Origin of the sequence: Bacillus infantis (assembly GCF_020171945.1) — a bacterium.
Lineage (GTDB): Bacteria > Bacillota > Bacilli > Bacillales > Cytobacillaceae > Bacillus_AB > Bacillus_AB infantis_A.
This window is the reverse complement of record NZ_JAIVAP010000031.1, coordinates 20401-39345: the sequence shown is the minus strand read 5'-3', so window position 1 is coordinate 39345 and position 18945 is coordinate 20401. Positions and strand designations below refer to the sequence as shown.

The 18945-nt window shown below is 44.4% G+C and carries 18 protein-coding genes; 11 read left to right on the top strand and 7 right to left on the bottom strand.

Annotation, left to right across the window (positions count from 1 at the left end):
- Positions 1–267 precede the first annotated feature (267 nt).
- From LCM00_RS23915 to LCM00_RS23900, 4 genes are all read left to right on the top strand, one after another.
- Positions 268–540 carry a hypothetical protein gene (locus LCM00_RS23915; RefSeq protein ID WP_224906722.1) on the top strand — a complete coding sequence of 91 codons (273 nt, stop codon included), beginning with the start codon at positions 268–270 and terminating at the stop codon, positions 538–540.
- 854 nt (positions 541–1394) lie between these two features.
- The gene (locus tag LCM00_RS23910; protein WP_224906720.1) at positions 1395–1742 is read left to right on the top strand and encodes a cupin domain-containing protein; all 348 of its coding nucleotides are present in this window, start codon (positions 1395–1397) and stop codon (positions 1740–1742) included.
- A gap of 122 nt (positions 1743–1864) precedes the next feature.
- Positions 1865–2344 carry a hypothetical protein gene (locus LCM00_RS23905; protein ID WP_224906718.1) on the top strand — a complete coding sequence of 160 codons (480 nt, stop codon included), beginning with the start codon at positions 1865–1867 and terminating at the stop codon, positions 2342–2344.
- 152 nt (positions 2345–2496) lie between these two features.
- Entirely contained in the window at positions 2497–3189 is a 693-nt protein-coding gene (locus LCM00_RS23900; protein ID WP_224906716.1) for a DUF2711 family protein, read from the top strand.
- A gap of 111 nt (positions 3190–3300) precedes the next feature.
- Here LCM00_RS23900 and LCM00_RS23895 read toward each other — a convergent pair whose 3' ends face one another.
- Complete coding sequence (locus LCM00_RS23895; RefSeq protein ID WP_224906715.1) at positions 3301–3765, bottom strand: hypothetical protein; 465 nt, start codon at positions 3763–3765, stop codon at positions 3301–3303.
- A 217-nt stretch (positions 3766–3982) separates the two neighbouring features.
- Between LCM00_RS23895 and LCM00_RS23890 the strand changes: the two genes are divergently transcribed.
- The gene (locus tag LCM00_RS23890) at positions 3983–5236 is read left to right on the top strand and encodes an ATP-binding protein (RefSeq protein ID WP_224906713.1); all 1254 of its coding nucleotides are present in this window, start codon (positions 3983–3985) and stop codon (positions 5234–5236) included.
- A 64-nt stretch (positions 5237–5300) separates the two neighbouring features.
- Here the strand turns inward: LCM00_RS23890 and LCM00_RS23885 are convergent, their stop codons facing one another.
- The 3 genes from LCM00_RS23885 to LCM00_RS23875 all read right to left on the bottom strand — a co-directional run bounded on the left by LCM00_RS23885 (position 5301) and on the right by LCM00_RS23875 (position 8334).
- On the bottom strand, positions 5301–5750 hold the full coding sequence (locus tag LCM00_RS23885; RefSeq protein ID WP_224906711.1) for a hypothetical protein: 450 nt from the start codon (positions 5748–5750) through the stop codon (positions 5301–5303).
- 114 nt (positions 5751–5864) lie between these two features.
- Positions 5865–6521 (bottom strand): Type 1 glutamine amidotransferase-like domain-containing protein, encoded by a 657-nt coding sequence (locus LCM00_RS23880; RefSeq protein WP_224906708.1) that lies wholly within the window; start codon positions 6519–6521, stop codon positions 5865–5867.
- 115 nt (positions 6522–6636) lie between these two features.
- Entirely contained in the window at positions 6637–8334 is a 1698-nt protein-coding gene (locus LCM00_RS23875; protein WP_224906706.1) for a M3 family oligoendopeptidase, read from the bottom strand.
- A 151-nt stretch (positions 8335–8485) separates the two neighbouring features.
- Here LCM00_RS23875 and LCM00_RS23870 point away from each other — a divergent pair, with 151 nt between their 5' ends.
- The 6 genes from LCM00_RS23870 (at position 8486) to LCM00_RS23845 (ending at position 15154) form a co-directional block, all read left to right on the top strand.
- Positions 8486–8974, top strand: coding sequence for a pyridoxamine 5'-phosphate oxidase family protein (locus LCM00_RS23870; protein ID WP_224906704.1), 489 nt, complete (start codon positions 8486–8488; stop codon positions 8972–8974).
- 279 nt (positions 8975–9253) lie between these two features.
- Positions 9254–10219, top strand: a complete 966-nt coding sequence (locus LCM00_RS23865) for a helix-turn-helix transcriptional regulator (RefSeq protein WP_224906702.1) — start codon at positions 9254–9256, stop codon at positions 10217–10219.
- 75 nt (positions 10220–10294) lie between these two features.
- On the top strand, positions 10295–10924 hold the full coding sequence (locus LCM00_RS23860; RefSeq protein WP_224906700.1) for a type 1 glutamine amidotransferase family protein: 630 nt from the start codon (positions 10295–10297) through the stop codon (positions 10922–10924).
- 162 nt (positions 10925–11086) lie between these two features.
- A complete protein-coding gene (locus LCM00_RS23855) occupies positions 11087–12313 on the top strand; it encodes a DUF819 family protein (RefSeq protein ID WP_224906698.1) in 1227 nt (408 codons plus the stop codon).
- A gap of 366 nt (positions 12314–12679) precedes the next feature.
- Entirely contained in the window at positions 12680–13534 is an 855-nt protein-coding gene (locus LCM00_RS23850; protein WP_224906696.1) for a malate synthase, read from the top strand.
- A gap of 324 nt (positions 13535–13858) precedes the next feature.
- Positions 13859–15154 (top strand): aldehyde dehydrogenase, encoded by a 1296-nt coding sequence (locus tag LCM00_RS23845; RefSeq protein WP_224906694.1) that lies wholly within the window; start codon positions 13859–13861, stop codon positions 15152–15154.
- 147 nt (positions 15155–15301) lie between these two features.
- Here LCM00_RS23845 and LCM00_RS23840 read toward each other — a convergent pair whose 3' ends face one another.
- The 3 genes from LCM00_RS23840 to LCM00_RS23830 all read right to left on the bottom strand — a co-directional run bounded on the left by LCM00_RS23840 (position 15302) and on the right by LCM00_RS23830 (position 18936).
- Positions 15302–16672 (bottom strand): M28 family peptidase, encoded by a 1371-nt coding sequence (locus LCM00_RS23840; RefSeq protein WP_224906692.1) that lies wholly within the window; start codon positions 16670–16672, stop codon positions 15302–15304.
- A 174-nt stretch (positions 16673–16846) separates the two neighbouring features.
- Complete coding sequence (locus LCM00_RS23835) at positions 16847–18520, bottom strand: multicopper oxidase family protein (protein WP_224906690.1); 1674 nt, start codon at positions 18518–18520, stop codon at positions 16847–16849.
- Between the two features lie 257 nt (positions 18521–18777).
- Positions 18778–18936, bottom strand: coding sequence for a FeoB-associated Cys-rich membrane protein (locus LCM00_RS23830; RefSeq protein ID WP_224906688.1), 159 nt, complete (start codon positions 18934–18936; stop codon positions 18778–18780).
- Between the last annotated feature and the right edge of the window lie 9 nt (positions 18937–18945).

The window sequence follows — 18945 nt, the reverse complement described above, 5'->3', positions numbered from 1 at the left end:
ACAGCTAGGCTTGAAATCATTACAAATAATCATTTCATAAAACTTTCGAGGCGCCGTATACCGAACGGTACGTACGGTGCTGTGAGAGGTCGGCACGGTGACGTTCCTCCTACTCGATTCCTGTGGCTCTTTAGATGCCGTTCTACGGATAACCCGGAGAGTATAAGGAAATAGTTGGATACTAAAGTCTGCTTTGCATAAGTCATTGGCATCGTGGGTAAAGGAAATAACAAAATCACAGTTCAGATTAAAAAAGGGTGGAGGGTCGTGAATAAAGAGCTATTTAAGTTATTGACAAATATACTGAGAGACGTTGATCGGGTTAAATCATATCTAATACAAACGATAACAATACGCAATGATGGAATCGATATGCAGGCAGCAGAGAGAATTATTAAAAGGTTAGAACGCATTGCACAAGACGCAGATGAGGAATTAATTGATACGCTAGTAAGAATTGAGCAGAATTTCGATTTAGAACAATCTAAGCATAGAATGACTAAGAAAGAATCTTCAGTCAGGAATCAACCAAAGGATTAGAGCCAGGGGGACAGACCCCTTGGCTCTTTTTGTGGCTAGGCTGGGGACTTTGTCTCTGTTAATCTCTTTAGCCTGAGGGCAAAAAGCGTACCACAGATAAGCCGCTGAGCTATCGAAACTTAGGGACAAAGCGTCTTCGTCCTTGCTGGCTTGACCAACTGACATTCCCGGCCTTTCAATAAATGATAAGGTTAATAAATATGAGCCAAGGGGACAGGTCCCTTGGCTCTTTTTGAAATTGGGCCAAGGGGTCTGTCCCCTTGGCTTGTCTAATGGCGGGGTTCTGCAAAGTCATGATTTTGGAGATATGTGCAGTGGGTGTGCGTTTATCCAAGAAGGTACTGTGATTACAATGACCGTTGAATGGAATGAAAAAACAGAAAGTATCAAATTAGTGAAGGAATGACCGCATATAACGTTTAGTGACTTTCTTTTTCTATACTCAGTTCAATCAGCTGCCACAGCGAGGCGGCTTTTCTTTTACCATAAAAGGACAGCGTGTTAGTTCAGGAGCCAGGGGGACAGACCCCTTGGCTCGTCCAGAAGGTATAGTCCCATGTGATAGAGGATTGGCAAAAAAAATTCTCCTTTAGGAAATTATTTAGTTAAATATGATTTAAGTAATATGGAGATTATTTCAGAAGAAATAAGAATTAAAAATCCCGACTACTCTGAAGAGTGGCGGGAGATTCAGAAAGAGAATAAAAAGTGAAAGTACTGACCGGTGTGATAGTTAAGAACAGGGGATGCCGTATCGTCTCAGTTCTATTGAGCGATAGGGGCAGGTTAAGGAAGGTTTTTTTGACATTCCTGTCGAATTTGGTAAAAGAATAAAAGGCTAAAAGGAGAAGAATATGCAGCACAAAGGACAGTTAGAGGTCTTTAACTTACACAAATTAACACAGGATAAAAATGAGTACACCAATTTTATTGTAAGCGAAGTAAATGACCATGCTCTTCGTATAGCTGTGATAGATGGGGAATTTCACTGGCATAAGCACGCAGATTGTGATGAATTGTTTTACGTTTTGGAAGGTGAACTGTTTATTGATTTGGAAAATAATAAAACAGTTTCTCTAAAGCCAGGTGAAATTTTTACAATTCCAGCTAATACCATGCATAGAACCCGCTCAAACCAAAGAACAGTTAATATATGTTTTGAAAAGGTATCTAACGACATAAATGGGACGAGCCAAAATTAAAGTTGAAAGGCTGACTGTCATTTATGGCAGTTTTTTCTTGTGTCACCAACGGGGCAGGTTAGTTTAATAAAATCACAAAAGTAATGAGCATTTTACTTTAAAATAAGATTAAATGGGGTTATATGCGAAAAATTTATCTAGATAGAACAGCATTCTCTGGAGCCATAGGTGTTAATTTAGAAGATACTGAGATTATATCAGCAGGAACAACCATTTATTCAATGGGTGTTCATGATAGAAATGAGGAGTATCAAAGATACGCTAACGATTATGATATTCAATTTATCTTTGACGATGATATTCCGCATTTAGAGTTTTTTACGGTTCCACATGTAGATATTATGGCAAAAGATAGTAAAGGTGGATTTATCGGAACTGTTTATCAACAGTGTGATTCGGAAAGTGACGCACCAATTTGTTATATCAATAGGGATTTAGAGTGCTTTATAATTTTTGAAAACGTAGAAGATTTTCTGAGTAATATAGGAACATGGCAAGACAACATGAAACCCAATGATAAAATTCATGTTTATCGTTCGAAAGCAGAAGCAGAAGCTGAACTAGAATTTATCGATTTGTCGAATATTTTCCCATTATTATAAATTCTTCTTGAAATATCGGGGGCTTTAATCTCAGAAGGTTTAGGCCTTTTTATGTTAAGTTCTCTTCATGTAAAATAGGCAGTATAACGGAACAAAATTTTGGAATTAAGCAAGAATAATCATTTAGGAGAAGAGTGAGGATTAATGGCTAAATGAGGAAGGCACCTGAACCACACAAGTATGCTGTTTGTTCACCTGCGGATATGCCAATTAAAAAATTCTATGAAGGAGTCTTTGAAGAAGTTTTTATCTTTTTCCATCCATTCTTTAAACCTCAGACAATTGATTACGACTTATTCAATCCGGATACATATCCGTCTAAAAGTGAAATTAGGGACCATTGTGAAAAGATTTCGTGGAAGCGTTTCTTGGAGATTTCCAATATCACCAGCTATAAAGATTTAGATATTGGACTGAGAACTATGATCTTAGGTCTAAATAAAACATATGCGAACGAAGAGATAGCGAAGATTATTCATGACACATGTGATCAGCACAAAATCATTTACCCGCCTGAGGGTTATTTCCCGGAGCTTATTATTGATAGGTTACTTCAAGGGATAAAGAATATAGGATATGACTGGATATGGCGTGGAGATGAATTTTGTACAAAAAGAAAATTAGAATACATTGATGACTTAATAGAAGATGCTAACCTCCTTGAAATTGAAGATAAGAACCTGTTCACTCACGATAACAATATACTGCTGACTACTCACTGGGATAGCCACTTTTCGTTACTGTGCTCAAACAAAAAAACCGTAAATAAACTAGTGGATTTATGTGATCTAGAAGGTTTTTATTGCAGCGAAACTACGGAAATTTATTGGAGTGTGCGGAATTAATGAGCCAGGGGGACAGACCCCTTGGCTCTTTTTGCTGGGCCGAGGGGTCTGTCCCTGTGGATTTTAAGCGACGTCTCTGTCGGTGTATGTTACCTTGCCTATTTTAATACCCTAAAGGGTCATCCCCTTTTTCTTAGCACCCTCATCCAGTCCTGTGCCAATTGCTATACCCATACACATTCCGAGCGGCAGGCCCAGTGCAAGATTATCAAATACAACAAGTCCTAGGGCTGTGCCTATACTTATGCCAATGGACATATATAATGCCAGATAATACCCGCGCGCTACCAGTTTGTGCTGCTTTTGCAGATGGGAGCTGATGGTGTCAATTAGTTTTTTATGATGTTTGATCTCATCTTCTGTAAGATGGTCTGCTTTGCCATTAAGCTGGATCAGATGATTTTCTAACCCTAAAAAATGCTGATAACATTTTTCACAATCTGTTGAGAAGGAATTTAGCCTTTGAATGATTCTTTTGCATTTATCCAATTCAAGTTTTGCAGCCGTTTTTTCATCAGCCTTTTCTCTGATTTCTTCAAGGATATTGTTAAGATCCTCAACCCGCTGATTATCCATATTCACCCTCCGAAGAATGTTATTAACTTTATTTACGTTTTACAGAGGGTATAGTTTCAATTTTGTGGGAAGCCAGGGGGACAGACCCCTCGGCTCTTTTTGAGGCTGGGCCAGGGGGTCTGTCCCCCTGGCTCGAAAAAAAAGACAAGAACACCCAAAATGTGTGAATTTTTGCTAAAATATATTGTACATATAATAGAAGGCGAATGGTGCCCAGATGAGTATAGTGAAAGATTTCCTGCTGCAATTGACACTCATGGTGATCCCGATCTTCAGTTACTTTACGTTTATTCTGGAGAAGGTGAAAGAGGACCGGTCCATCAAGATGTTCATGACTCTTTTGTGGGGATTGTCCATCCTGTTGTGCATGTCCTTTCCTGTGGAATACGTTGAGGGAGCACGGCTCGATATCCGGTTTATCCCTCTTTTATTTGGAACGTTATACCTCGGAATGTGGTCCGGCGTGTTTCTGACAGCTCTGATCATTCTGTACCGCCTGTCTTTCGGGATCAGCATGGGTTTTTTGACGACTGTCATAGTGTTAATCATTATGCTCCCGGTCATTTTGTCGGTACAGCGATTATTTTTACGTGTGAATAAGGATCGAAGGATCATTATTGCAACGGGATTATCGATCCTGTACTGTCTCTGTGGCATGGTGGTGTCAGGGGTCATGAATGGCTTGGATAGCAACGTGTTGAAAGTTCAGGGTATCCACCTGCTTTTTACGGTTGCCGTTACGTGGTTCTGTACAGTATTAGTTGAGAAAATCCGTGAGAACCATCAGCTCAGGCTGAAGGTCCAGGACTCGGAGAAATTCAGGGTGATCAGTGAACTCACCGGTGTGTTTGCCCATGAGATCCGCAATCCTATGCAGGTGACCAGGGGTTTTCTTCAGCTCCTTGATGACCCCGATCTCCCTTATCCAAAAAGAGAATACATCAAGCTTTCAATTGAAGAATTGGACCGGGCCAATGAAATCATCAACGACTTTCTTACTTTCGGCAAACCTTCCATCAGTACATATAAAGCCGTCAATGTCAGTGAACATTTAAAACGTACAGCAGCGCTGATTCGAACTTTCAGCGTGAACCAGCAGGTTGAATTTCAAACCGACATTCAGGATGACTGCTGGATAAAAGCAGATCCCCAGAAGCTGAACCAATCCCTGCTCAATATCTTGAAAAATGCAGTGGAGTCCATGCCGAATGGCGGGACCGTGTCGCTTTCATGCCATCAAACCGCCGATGGACACATCAGGATCGCCGTCAAGGATCAGGGAATCGGCATGAACCTGAAACAGGTCCAGCGCCTTGGATCGCCTTATTATTCTCTCAAGGAAAAAGGCACAGGACTCGGGATGATGGTCAGCTACCAAATCATCCATTCCTTCAAGGGGAAAATCAGAGTAGAAAGCGAAGAAGGGGTGGGCACGGAATTTATCATTGATTTTCCGGGTGTTGAACCATAAGGAGCCAGGGGGACAGACCCCTTGGCTCTTTTTGTGACTGGACCAGGGGGTCTGTCCCGGTGGCTCACTCCACGACAATACTTCCAACATACTGGGCATCGCCTTTATCTGTGTCAAGGTCAAACACAATCATATATTCACCAGTTTCTTCTGGTAAGTAGAAAGATTGCCCTTTTTCTAATGTCAGTTTTGTCTCACTATCGTTTTTCCAAACGGAAACACTGACTCCATCGGAATCAAAATGACCATCTTCAAGGCGGTATTGAACTTTCTGGCCTGAATTGAAGTACATCACTTCTTGTTTCTTAGCTAACGCTTGAACATCCTCCGTTTTCTTGTTGTATTGTTCGTCGGAATCCCACTCAACATTTGCTTCAGCTAATACTGTTTCTTGGTTAATATCATCAAGGTTAACTAGGGAAACTTTTGGCGGGGAAAAATCATAGTCCTCCCCAAAACATCCGGCTAAAACAAGAGTAAATGATAAACATGAAATCAATCCTAAAAATCTCATCTTAATCACTCCACATTTTTTGTGTTAACCACGGAAGAACCATGGGGACAGACCCCTTGGCTCTACTTGAGACTGCGCCAAGGGGTCTGTCCCCATGGCTCGTATCACAGCAAACTAAAGAGTTTCATCCAATCTCCGAATCTCTGATCGGGAAATCAAATAAGCAGTGCCTAAAATGTCGATTTTGCCTCCTTTAACACGCACAGCGCAGTCTTTGTTGGAAGCATAGATATTCGTGTCTTCTGATAGGGATGACAGTTCGCTTTGAACAAGCGCGAGGTTGTGTTCAAGATCAAAGTGGGAAAGGACGGCAAATCCGTCAAGGCCAATCCCATCGTACAGAGTGCTGTCTTCAACGTTATAACCCAGGTTTTTCGAGCATAACCATTTAGCAGACATATTGATCGCACCAGCGCTGGCTCCCATTACAAGGGCTCGGCTTTTTTTAATAGGATCCGACAGCTCATATTCTGCCAGGAACCTATTTTGTTCAACGGTATTTCCGCCTAATAAGAATATGACTGAAGCATTTTTAATTAACGAATGGGCCTCTTCCTTGGCGACACAATGATTAATCAAATGATATTCTTCAAACATAATACCTGCCTGATCTAACCACGAGCGTTCAGCGGCACCGATTTCTTCATAAATTGATGGATTTGAGCTAATCATAACAAGCGATTTTCTGTCGATGATATCCTCCTGAAGCACCTTGCTGAGATTCTCTGGAAAATGACTGTTAAACCAGCCTAAATAGTAGTGAGTTTTCATAGGTACCTCCGTAGTAGAAAAGAGCCAAGGGGACAGACCCCTTGGCTCTTTATGAGACTGGGCCAAGGGGTCTGTCCCCCTGGCTCTCCCCCTGGCTCATCCGAGCCCCAACTGCTCAATGTATATCCTGAATAACCTTCTCCAAAAATTCACCCATCCGCTTAACGGCTGGCTCTGAGAAGTCGAAGCTGACTCCGGTTTCTTTATAGATTTCTGCAATGGATTGATTGTAGTCTGCACCTGCACCTTTTTTAAATAGTTCCACCGCTTGCTCCGGGTTGTTGTGATAGTTCTCAAGGATTTGGAGAGATCCAAGCATTGAGATGGAGTATTCGATGTTATAGAAAGGCACTTGGAAGTAGTGCAGGGTGTCTGCCCACAAAATGCCTATTACGTCTTCGAGACCGGATGTGTCGACTGGGTTCAGGCCATATCGTTTAGCAATTTCGAAGTATTTTTCATCGCGCTCTTTGGCGGTGTGATTTGGATTTGTATACATCCAATGCTGGAAGAGGTCTCCTGATAAAGGGCCGTAGAGCATGGTGAATGCCCGTCTCAGTTCTTCACGCTGTGCGCTCTTGAAGTCTTCTTCTGCCGGATAGAAGCGGTCGAGCTTGTCGAGTAAAAGCAGTTCCATCCCATGAGAATAGAGTTCTGCCACTTCCATGCGCTGCTGGTATTCTTCGAGAGGACCGTGTTCAGCAAACTCGAGGTATCCATTTACCGCATGGCCCATTTCATGGATGAGGGCGATCAGCGAGAAGAAGGAAGGACTGAAGTTTGCAAATACAAAGGTATCTCCTGAAACAGACAAGGTGGTGCAGAAACCGCCAGGGCTTTTGCCTTTCCGGTCTCCAAGATCCAGCAGCCCATTTTCTCTCATATAATCAAAACGGTCTGCAAAATACGGATCGGTCTTGCCCAGCATTTCAGAAACGCCATCCATAAGATCAGATACCTCGGTGTATGGCGGATTTTTCATCAATTTTGCGGTGTTATCCCAAGGGCGATAGGTGTCAACGCCAAGCTTGGATTTGAAAACCTCTGCGAGGCGGTTCCAGGCAGGGATGATATGCTTCTCAACATTTTCATGGAAATCATAGCAATCCTGGATTGTGTACTCACGATTTTTCACCACAAACATATAATCACGGTAGTTTTCAAAGCCTGCATTTAAAGCCATTTGATGGCGCAGCTGAACAAGCTCGTCCATGATGCTGTCCATATCGGGCTTGATTTGGCGGTGAGCTGAGAGCATGGCGTGATAAGCTTTTTCCCGCACGCTTCTGTCCAGGTTATCGAGCTGGGACTGGATAAACGGATAAGGCTTTTCCTCGCCATCCCATTCAACGGTCAGCCCTGCTATGATTTCGCTGTACTTCGTGGAAAGCTCCTGCTCTCTTACCATCAATGGAATGTTTTCTTCTCTGAACAGTTTAACCTTGGACTCGCGAACGCGGCGCATTAAGCCGTAGCGTTTGTCATCTAATTGAGCTGCATAAGGAGACTCACAGAACTTCTCGTTCAGCTTCGCTTCATATTTCATCAAAAGCGGCTGGATGACCTGCTGATCATGAAGATAAGTCGACTTGATATCCGCATCCTCTGTGTCACGGTAAAAATCAACCTGATGGCCTGTCATCGCCTCGTCAATTTTGATCATTAATTCCTTTTCAGACTTCAGCCAATTTTCCAGGTCAGAAACGGAATCGATAGTAACCTCAAGTAAAGTTTGAAGCTGGGCTTCGACTCCTGCTGCATCCTGCAGATCAATTAATTCTTTATAATAATTGCGTTTTACATCTTGTGCCATGAAATAACTCCCCTTACCCCTTTAAATTATTTTAATTGTCTCAATAATCATATTATAGAATTCCGGCTATTATTTCTAGCTTTTCAGACTAATGCTTTAAAAGATTGTGTGAAGGGTAATATATGTGTATAAACTTTGAGAAGATGGAGGATTGTTAAATATGCTAAAACAAGAAGAAATGGAAACGCTGAGAGATTTAATTAAAGATGTGGACACAGCCATGCTGACAACGGTCTCTGATGAAGGGCTGGTTTCCCGCCCGATGAAAACGCAGGAAGTCGAGTTTGATGGGGACCTATGGTTTTTTACCAAAAAAGAAACGGATAAATATGAGGAAATTTTACATGACAAAGATGTCAATGTTGCATATGCAGGCAAATCCTATGTTTCTGTCCGCGGCAGAGCGGAGATCGTTGAGGATATAGGGAAGAAGAAGGAACTGTGGAGCAAAATGTATGAGAAGATCATGCAGACTTCCTATGATGATCCAAACGTCGTGCTAATCAAGGTTAAGGCAGAAGCAGCCGAATACTGGGAAAGCGGCAGCTTTACAAAGAAAGCCGTCTTTATGCTGAAACGGATTACAGGGCAGGATACAGAAGAAGCAGGAGTTAATGAAACGGTTGAGATGGATAGGTGAGCCAAGGGGACAGGTCCCTTGGCTTTTTTGTTGGGTTGGGCGGGGAGCCGGGGGGACAGGTACCTTGGCTCTTTTTGAGATTGGGCCGGGGGGGACAGTTCCCTTGGCTCTTTTTAAGATTGGGCCAGGGGGTCTGACCCCTTGGCTCTTCCCCTCGGCTCTTTGAGTTTGTGCCAAGGGGTCTGACCCCGTGGCTCAACCATGTTATGCTAATGGCAGTAATACACGGACCGTTACAGCAGGTTAGCATTCAAATATAAATCATAAGGGTGAGTTTAGATGGCTAAGATAGATCAGATGCTGCAGATTCTTTGGATGCTGAGCTCGGGGAGGAAGGCTACTGCCAAGCAGATGGCTGAGAAACTGGAGGTTAATATCAGGACGGTTTACCGGTATATTGATGCTCTTTGTGCTAGTGGTGTCCCGATTATAGCGGAGGGCGGCCATCATGGAGGATATACGCTTTTGCAGCAATTTACAGAAAGTCCTCTCCTGTTCAGTGCAGAGGAAAAGGCAGCCATGCTTCAAGCAGCTGCTTTGGCGAATGAAGCTGGGTATTTTTCAGGAGAGGCATTGAAGTCCGCTGCTTCAAAGCTGGCCCTGTATTCAACACGGGAGCAGGAAAGCCTGGTCCTGCAGCGTGTGGAAGGGCTGGATGTGATCGGTTCTGTCCCAGAGCTGTCTGCAGATGATTCATTATTAAAGGAGCTGGAGCAAGGAGTCATCAATCAAGTCTCGATGGAGATGGACTATTATACTGCCCGTGAAGACCAGCCTAAGCGGAGGAAGATTGATCCCTACGGTATTGTTTATTGGAATGGCCGCTGGTATCTGGTTGCTTTTTGCCATTTGAGGAATGAGATTCGCAGTTTCAGGGTGGGGAGGATGGCTGGTCTGGCTGAAACCGGCACCTCTTTTAACCGTCCAGCAGATTTTTCAGCCAGCGGATTTTTTATGAACAAACTGCTTCCTGAGAAAAAACAAACGCAGGAATTTGTGCCCTTTGTTGTCAGCGGCAGCACCAGCGCACTGGATGACTTTTGCCAGCACTGGTTTTTAGGTCATCATATGACAAAGCGTACTTCAGCAGAGGCGGAGTTTCTTATGGAAAAAGAAGCCCTGCATACTTATGTGCCGCACTTGCTGCTGCCTTATGGCCAATCGCTTCGAATTTTGGAGCCGGCCAGCTTGAAGCAGAAGATGCTGGTTGTCTTAAATGAATTGATAGATTTTTATCAGAAATAAGCAACTAGACTGACATGGGATGTCAGTGAAGTTTTTTTATAATGGGGATCCAATGACTAATAAGGAGACCTGATGATGAATAAAAGAAAAGCTTATCTTTATGTTTTTGATACAATGTCAGACTGGGAGGCAGGGTACCTGATTGCCGAGCTGAATTCGGGCAGGTATTTCAGGAAAGAGGTGGCGCCTATTGAGGTAGTGAGCGTTGGTCCGGCCAGAAAAGCTGTTAAGACAATGGGCGGGTTGAGTATTCAGCCTGTTATGTCTGTGGAAGAGTGCAGTTTGAAAAGTGATGATATCTTAATTCTTCCGGGCGGCGATACCTGGCTCGATCCTATTCACGAGCCCATACTTGAAGAAGCTTCAAAATGTCTGCAAAGGGGAAGCACTGTTGCCGCCATCTGCGGTGCAACCCTGGGCCTGGCAAAGAATGGGCTGCTGGATGAAAGAAGGCACACAAGCAATGATCTTTCATACTTGAAAGCAGTCTGTCCCCTATATGCGGGAGAAAAGCTTTATCAAAATGAGCCGGCAGCAGCAGATGGGAATTTGGTTACGGCGTCTGGCATAGCTCCCTTGGAATTTGCTGCAGAGGTCCTGAAGCAGCTTGATGTGTTCAAACCTGAAACATTGCAGGCATGGATCAGGCTATATCAGAATCATGACCCCAAACACTTTTTTGAGCTAGTTGAATCTGTGCAATGAGCCAGGGGGACAAACCCCTTGGCTTTTTTTGTGTTTGGGCCGGGGGGTCTGACCCCTTGGCTCACCCCTTGGCTCCGACCCTGGGCTCAAATATTTTGAATTTTCAGCTCTGTGTAGGTAATATATCGGTAGTGAGAGAAATGCTGAAAAGGGGGAGAAGTTTTGGAGGAAACATTAATTAAAGCAGATGATTATGTGACGCTGTGGGGGATTATTGTGGTGTGGGCTTCGGCGAGTATTATTTTGGAGCAGCGCTACAGCTGGGCAGCGAAGATTTCAGGTGCAATTATTGCGCTGATTGGTGCTATTATTCTATCTAATACCGGGATTATTCCTACAGCGTCGCCAGTGTATGATGCGATCTGGACATTCATCATTCCGCTCGCCATTCCGCTGCTGCTGTTTCATGTGAATTTTAAGAGAATATGGAAGGAAAGCGGAAGGCTGCTGATTATTTTTCTGATCAGTTCAATCGGTACGGTTGCCGGGGTAATTATTAGTTTCTTTTTATTGAAGGATCATATACCGGTCCTGGATAAACTCGGTGCCATGCTTAGTGCCTCTTATATTGGCGGCGGGGTGAACTTTGCGGCCATGGCAGCTAAATTTGAAGCGCCTGGGGAAATGGTATCTTCGGCAGTTGTTGCAGACAATTTAATGATGGCGATTTACTTCATCGTTCTGATGATGATTCCGGCTGTGGGCTTTTTTAGAAGACGCTTTAGGGCTCCGCATGTGGAAAAAGTGGAAAGCGGAGGAATCAGAGAAGATGGGAAGACACTCGCGGAAAGCTTTTGGGAACGAAAGGATATATCTTTAAAGGATATTGCGTTGTCTGTAGGAACTGCTTTCCTTCTTGTGGTGGTTTCTTTTAAGATTGCGGCATTCATGGACGGATTGATTCCTTCCGGGGAGGATACTTCTTTCTTTTTAAATTTGCTGAATGGATTATTCGGTGACAATTACTTAATGCTGACGACATTAACATTTCTGGCACTTGCACTGTTTCCGAGATATTTTGAGTCGATTAACGGAAGCCAGGAAATCGGTACATTCCTCATTTACTTGTTCTTTGTGGTGATTGGGATCCCGGCATCCATCCCGCTGATTATTCAAAACGCACCGCTGCTGCTGGTATTTGTATTCATTATTGCAGTGGTGAACCTGGCTGTGTCATTGACTGCTGGAAAACTGTTGAAATATGACCTTGAAGAAATCCTTCTGGCCAGCAATGCCAATGTCGGCGGCCCAACAACTGCGGCAGCCATGGCCATTGCAAAAGGATGGAAGGATCTGATTGGACCGATTCTTGTGGTCGGAACGTTGGGGTATATTATTGGGAATTATGTTGGAACTACGTTGGGGTTGTGGTTTTCGGGATTTATGTGATGAGCCAAGGGGTCTGTCCCCTTGGATTGAGCCAGGGGGACAGACCCCTTGGCTCTTTTTGATTTTGGGCCAGGGGACCTGACCCTGTGGCCTCTTTCGTGTAAATAAAACTTTCATCTTACCTCGGAATAAAATATGTTGTCAATTATAAATTTGTAATTTATCCAAAAAATGTTATGATAGCTTTATACGTGTTTGGCCGTATCCGGAATTCCGCTGTATTGTTTTGCAGATTGGTTTTTCGGATATTTTTTTATTTCCTTTTCAAACTAAAGGAAACTTAAACAATTGTGCAGCCTTTTAGGAAAGTTAGTCGGATGAAAAACAGCACCTGGGTTTTTCTACAATATAAGGAGGATTAGAATAATGAATCTAATCAATAAGAAGGTTACGCACAAGTTGTTTGGTATGGGGAGTATAGTTGAACATAATGATACTAGTATAGAGATACATTTCGCATCGGAAAAGAAGAAGTTTGTTTTCCCTGATGTATTTGGAGAGCATCTGATCCTGCATGATGAAATGATTACTAAATCACTCGATGTGATTATACAAAACAAGGAAAATGAGCGTAGGGAAGAAGACAGGAAGAAGGAAGAAGAAAAGAATCGATACCGGAAAAGCCAGGAACTCCGCTTGGGATATGAAAAGCTTATGAAAAATCATAAGCTTCATCCAGAATCTCAAATGGTTTTTTGGTGTGATGCAGAAGAACAGGATCGTTCTTTTTCAGAGTGGAAGGTTTTTTCCGGTGTTATTAAAAGCGGCAATAACAAGGGGAAGCCAAACAAACCCAGCCGCCTGCACCAAAATAGTGCTGTTCTGCTGACAGCAGTAGATCCCAGTAAGCCTGAAAAAGACAGGCGCATCTTAGGTGTCTACATGGTGAAGGAGAGGTTTGTTGGCAAGCTTTGTGAAGATGGAAATATTCCGGCTCATTCAATATACAGACTCCAGCTTACAGAAGAGGAATCAGAAAAAATGCCCTTCTGGGAATATTATGTGAATGAAAAATCCCCTCAAAAAATGACATGGAATACAGGGAAATACCGCTATTTTGAAAACTCATGGATGGCTCAAACTTTGCGTGATATCGTTTCGCTGAAAAGTGACCCAGAGGAACGGGAGCATGCACAGCAATTTTTTGAGCATTTTTGTAAGATGAATCAAATAGTCGAGCAGGATTTGCCCAAGCCTAATGGTGCGTTGATGCGTAGTTAGAGGTGAGGGAGCCAAGGGGACAGGTCCCTTGGCTTTTTTGTTTTTTGAGCCAGGGGGTCTGTCCCGGTGGCTGGGAGAGCCAAGGGCAGAGAGCCAAGGGGACAGACCCCCTGGCTCTTTTTGAGTTTGGGCCAAGGGACCCGACCCCCTGGTCCGGGCAGGTTCCTTGCTTATAAAAAATTTCTGTACTATAGTATGTCGAGTCAACAATTACTGCATTAACTTATTGGGCAATCCATCTGGGAATTGAAGAATACAGTCCCGTCTGCATTGGTCCTGTCTATAAAAGATCAATAGAGTATTAAATACAAAGGAGTGTTCATGATGGAAAACTATCAAGAGCTTTTGAATAAACAACGCGCCTACTTCCGTTCTGGAGAAACGAAAAACGTTTCATTCCGGCTCCAAACATTAAATACATTAAAGTCCCTTGTGCAAAAGCATGAACAGGATATTCTTGATGCTGTGAAGCAGGACTTGAATAAATCCGAGCTTGAAGCGAAGCGTGCCGAAGTTGGACTGGTTATCAGCGAGATTGACTTTATGCTGGAAAATCTTGAAGAATGGGCAGCCACGAAAGAAGTGCCGACGCCAGCGTCCCACGAAGGCGCCAGAAGCTTTATTAAGCCTGAGCCATTTGGTGCCGCACTGGTGATTGCACCTTGGAATTACCCATTCCAGCTTGCCGTGACACCGCTTGTAGGCGCCATTGCCGCTGGGAACACAGCCGTGCTGAAGCCATCGGAACTGACTCCGAAAACATCTGCGCTGCTGTCTGCTTTGATTAATGACAACTTCCCGGAAGAATATCTTCATGTGGTGGAAGGTGAAGTGGAAACAAGCACAGCTCTTCTGAAAGAAGATTTTGACTATATCTTCTTCACAGGCAGCACCGGCGTTGGCAAGATTGTAGCCGAAGCTGCGGCCAAACATCTTACACCAACGACGCTTGAGCTGGGCGGAAAAAGCCCGACGATCGTGCATAAAGATGCCGACCTTAACGAAGCCGCACTGCGCATTGTGCGCGGAAAATTCGCCAATGCCGGCCAAACTTGTGTGGCACCGGATTATCTTCTCGTCCACAGCAGCGTGAAGGATGAACTGATGAACCTGTTCAAAGAAGTCATCACAGCGGCTTTCGGCGAGAATATCGTTGAGAACCCTGGATTCGGTCATGTTGTCAGCGGGCGCCATTTTGATCGCCTTGCCGGCTTCCTCGATAACGGAAGCATTGTGACAGGCGGTCAGCATAACCGCGAAGAGCTCCTCATTGAACCGACGATTCTTGATAACATCTCATGGGATGATGCCGTCATGCAGGATGAAATCTTCGGACCGATCCTGCCTGTTATGACCTATGATAGCCTGGACGAAATCATTGAGCCGATCATGAACCGCCCTAAACCGCTCGCTCTCTATCTATTCTCAAATGATGAATCGGTACAGGACGAAATTCTGGGTACAATCTCCTTCGGCGGAGGATCCATCAACGATACAATCAATCACATGACATCCCACTACCTTCCATTCGGAGGCGTAGGCGCGAGCGGCATGGGAGCATATCACGGGAAAGCCAGCTTTGATACATTCACTCACTTTAAGAGCGTGCTGAAACGATAGGAAAGAGCCAAGGGGACAGACCCCTTGGCTCTTTTGGTTTGGGCCAAGGGGTCTGTCCCCCTGGCTTACCCCTGGCTTATGAGCCAAAGGGACAGACCCCTTGGCTCCTTTTTGATTTTGGGCCAGGGGGTCTGTCCCCCCGGCCCATTAATCTACTGGACGGTCTTCAAATTCATAGTCTACTAATACTGGTGCAACATGTGCCCGATCAAGTGCAGGTGTTTCCGGGCGGATGATTTGGTAGGCTCCGGCCCCTACGATTGATGTGGCTTGCTGGAGTTTTTCTTTGCTGATATGTTCAATCGTATCTGTCGGCTGGTGATATTGCGGCTCGACAGGTGAATGGATAAAGAGGGCAGAAGGAATGCCAACGTCATGGAATGGCTGATGGTCACTTCTTCCTAGCTGTCCATACGGTATCGCCACATCATAGACTCTTGATGAGGATGATGCGCCTAAGTCAGTAACAAGATTTTTCTGGCCGTCAATGGTGTACATGATCAGTCCGCCTAATGGATGATCCTCGCCAGCTTCCGCACCGCCAATCATATCCATCTGGAAGTGGGCAACTATGCGGTCAATATCACTCTGTGGAAGCTGATCTACATAAAAGGATGAACCGACCATTCCTCTTTCTTCAGAGCCGAACGTCAGGAAGCGGACTTCCGTATCAATCGGAGTATTTGCAAAAATTCTTGCCAGCTCCAATACAGCTGAAACTCCGGAAGCATCGTCATTGGCTCCCGGACCATTTGGAACGGAGTCATGGTGTGCACCGATTGTGACAATCTGTCCTGTGTCCTTGTCTTTCTTTGGCTTTAATTTAGCCTCAACCACATAGGATGTTTTCTCGATTCTTTCAATGTCAACATCCAGTGTTGCCTCTACCGGGCCGTTCTTTAATTTATCGACCAATTCAAGACCTTGTGCACGAGTAATGGCTACAGCAGGGACTTGTCCTTCTGCCTGCCCGAAGCTATTGCCGGAACCGCTGTTATACATAAGCACTCCAACCGCACCTTTAGCAACGACATTTCTCACTTTTTGAACAAATGGAATATCACCGCGTTCCACTAGGGCTATTTTACCAGTTAAATCAGCCTGAACATCAATGGCTTTTCCTACATTGACAAGATCTGCTGTCACCTTTCCGCTCCCACTGCCGCTAAAGGCACGTCCATTCAGGTCCACGCCATCTGCAGTAGCCTGCTGTTTATTTGTCTTATAATCATAGATTGGGAACGGGATTCTTTTCGTTTCCAGGCCTAAGCTTTTAAACTGGGTTTCTATGTACTCGACCCCGCGAACTTCTCCCGGTGTGCCTGCTTCCCTCGGCATTGCTGATAGATACTTGATCGTATCGTACATATTGTCTGCGCTGATTTTCTTGATTACTTTGTTGTCAAAAGCGGTCACAGACTGTACATTTGGCGCCACAGGCTTTTGGGCATGAACAGCTCCTGCTGATAATAGCATACCTGTTGCCAGAACCGAGATTATTGATTTACGGCCAAACATCGAATTCCCCCTTTGAAATAGTGATACTCTATCATTATTTCAAGATGGGAGAAAATAGTAAATGAGGATATTTTCTTAAAATTCTAATTATTTTTTATAGGGTACGACCTAAAGAGAGAGGACTGCCCAAAAGAAAATCAGCGGGAATGCAAACCCCCACTGATCAAATTCTCACTATACCCCTGAATCAGTTTCATTTCCCTCAGCTGGCGGTGCGTCTGCTGGTGGATCATTTGTCCCAGGCTGTTCCTCGTTATGCCCGCCTTCGTTGGCATGGGCAACCTGAACCGGATGGGCATCGTTGATGACGGTGATTGGCCTCATCATGTCATGGTCCTCATGCTCCAGGAAGTGGCAGTGCCAGATGTAATTGCCTGTGAAGTCCTTCCAGTGCATGATGACGGAAGTGACATACCCGACGTCTGCCTTGAATACGTCTTTCCAGCCGGTTTCGTAGTCCCGTGGCAGCTCAAGCGGCCCCATTTCAAGAATTCCTTCATTAAGATACTTGTCTACATTAAACGGTCTCCGGCCAATTAGTTTGCCCTGAATTAAGTGAATATGAATAGGGTGGGGGATTGGTGTTGTGTTGATTAGATTCCAGACTTCGATGCTGTCCAAGGATGGTTTTTCCGTTGCGGGATCATGATACATCCGATCATTCAGCATTAGCATGAGCCTGCCGTACTGATCCGTTGAAGTAGTTAGTGGCAAGTCCCTCGCTATATGAGCATGATGATCGTGAATCTCCATTAGCGGTGCCAGTTCTTCCGGAATGGAGCTGGTATCCTTTCCTTTAAGCGGCAGGGACACCCGGAACTCCATCACCACGCTAGTGTGTTCACCAGGGAACTCGGTATCGTCATTCATCAGCGTAATGGTCTGACCTTGGAGGTCAGTGAAGTCAATAATAAGATCTGTTCTTTCTGCCGGCAGCAATTCCACACTGTCAATTGGATTAGGGTTTGTCAAAAATCCGCCATCTGTCCCAATTTGAATCAGCTGCTGACTGTTTGACAGCCTAAGAACATATCCTCTTCTATTAGAAGCATTCAGCATCCGGAACCTGTATTTTCGCGGCTCCACATTTAAATATGGCCAAACTGTCCCGTTCACCGTAATGGTATTGCCAAGGTGGCCGACTGTAATGGAAGGATGGACTGGCACAGGTGGGAATGGCGGCTGAGGCCCATCAGGGTAAAAAAGGGATCCGTCCTCATTAAAAGACTTATCCTGGATCATCATAGGGATCTCATAATCTCCCGAAGGCAGATTTAACCGTTCCTCCAGATGATCCCGGAGCAGATAATATCCGGCAAGTCCTGCATACACATTTAATCGTGTCAAAGCCATGGCGTGGTCATGATACCATAGAGTAGCTGCAGGCTGGTGATTCGTATATTCATGGACTTTTCTCCTGAATTTTGGGCCTACATATTCATAATCTCTCGTATACCAGGCTTCAGGATGGCCGTCACTCTCCCAAAAAACATTCGCACCATGGAGGTGGGTAACTGTCCGGACCTCTGGTGAGTCGCTTGCTGTATGGAGGGAGCGGTCAACAGGCAGAAAATGCTTGGTTGGCAATTTGTTAATATATTTTACAAAAGTTGATTTATCTTTTTTCGCCTCTATAGTCGGTCCTGGAACCAGTCCATCATACCCCCAAATCCTGGTGAGCGGAAAATCCTTATGAAAACGATGCATCCCTTGCTTGATTTCCAGCTCATAATACGAATTTCTCGGATAAGAAGTATGCCGTTTCGGCTGTGCAACAGATGGCTTCTTGAGTTTGTCCACAAACTTCGGTATTGTATTCGGATCCGCAGGATTCACTTTTTTTACCATAATCATAACTCTCCTTTCTTTATTAGAATTTAGTTCTTCATTGATATGATATCTTTATTGGGAAAAATAGAAATGATGAAATGGTGGATTTATAGAGAAATGTATGTTTGTCCGAAAAAAGAGCCAAGGGGACAGGTCCCTTGGCTCTTTTTTTTGTTTGGGGAGGGAGTCGGGGGGACAGACCCCTTGGCTTTTTTTGAGTTTGGGCCGGGGGGTCTGTCCCCATGGCGCATTCAATTGGGCCGGGGGGTCTGTCCCTATGGCTCCCTTGTGCTGCAGCCTGCATTTACGGATGAGCAGCTTTTTTTCAGCTCGCACACTGCGCACTTGCCTTTTTTGCTGTTTTTTATGTGGCGGTACATCATATACCCGGCATAGCAAAATATAAGCAATCCGATGATCCAGCTGAAAATCATGTGGAGGAC

What these genes read in the sequence shown, in the direction of transcription:
- LCM00_RS23840 (WP_224906692.1), bottom strand. Translation starts at nt 16,672, where the DNA reads ATGTTTGGCCGTAAATCAATAATCTCGGTTCTGGCAACAGGTATGCTA.
- LCM00_RS23835 (WP_224906690.1), bottom strand. Translation starts at nt 18,520, where the DNA reads ATGGTAAAAAAAGTGAATCCTGCGGATCCGAATACAATACCGAAGTTT.
- LCM00_RS23890 (WP_224906713.1), top strand. Translation starts at nt 3,983, where the DNA reads ATGAGTATAGTGAAAGATTTCCTGCTGCAATTGACACTCATGGTGATC.
- LCM00_RS23875 (WP_224906706.1), bottom strand. Translation starts at nt 8,334, where the DNA reads ATGGCACAAGATGTAAAACGCAATTATTATAAAGAATTAATTGATCTG.
- LCM00_RS23845 (WP_224906694.1), top strand. Translation starts at nt 13,859, where the DNA reads ATGGAAAACTATCAAGAGCTTTTGAATAAACAACGCGCCTACTTCCGT.
- LCM00_RS23865 (WP_224906702.1), top strand. Translation starts at nt 9,254, where the DNA reads ATGGCTAAGATAGATCAGATGCTGCAGATTCTTTGGATGCTGAGCTCG.
- LCM00_RS23895 (WP_224906715.1), bottom strand. Translation starts at nt 3,765, where the DNA reads ATGGATAATCAGCGGGTTGAGGATCTTAACAATATCCTTGAAGAAATC.
- LCM00_RS23830 (WP_224906688.1), bottom strand. Translation starts at nt 18,936, where the DNA reads ATGATTTTCAGCTGGATCATCGGATTGCTTATATTTTGCTATGCCGGG.
- LCM00_RS23900 (WP_224906716.1), top strand. Translation starts at nt 2,497, where the DNA reads ATGAGGAAGGCACCTGAACCACACAAGTATGCTGTTTGTTCACCTGCG.
- LCM00_RS23880 (WP_224906708.1), bottom strand. Translation starts at nt 6,521, where the DNA reads ATGAAAACTCACTACTATTTAGGCTGGTTTAACAGTCATTTTCCAGAG.
- LCM00_RS23850 (WP_224906696.1), top strand. Translation starts at nt 12,680, where the DNA reads ATGAATCTAATCAATAAGAAGGTTACGCACAAGTTGTTTGGTATGGGG.
- LCM00_RS23905 (WP_224906718.1), top strand. Translation starts at nt 1,865, where the DNA reads ATGCGAAAAATTTATCTAGATAGAACAGCATTCTCTGGAGCCATAGGT.
- LCM00_RS23860 (WP_224906700.1), top strand. Translation starts at nt 10,295, where the DNA reads ATGAATAAAAGAAAAGCTTATCTTTATGTTTTTGATACAATGTCAGAC.
- LCM00_RS23910 (WP_224906720.1), top strand. Translation starts at nt 1,395, where the DNA reads ATGCAGCACAAAGGACAGTTAGAGGTCTTTAACTTACACAAATTAACA.
- LCM00_RS23885 (WP_224906711.1), bottom strand. Translation starts at nt 5,750, where the DNA reads ATGAGATTTTTAGGATTGATTTCATGTTTATCATTTACTCTTGTTTTA.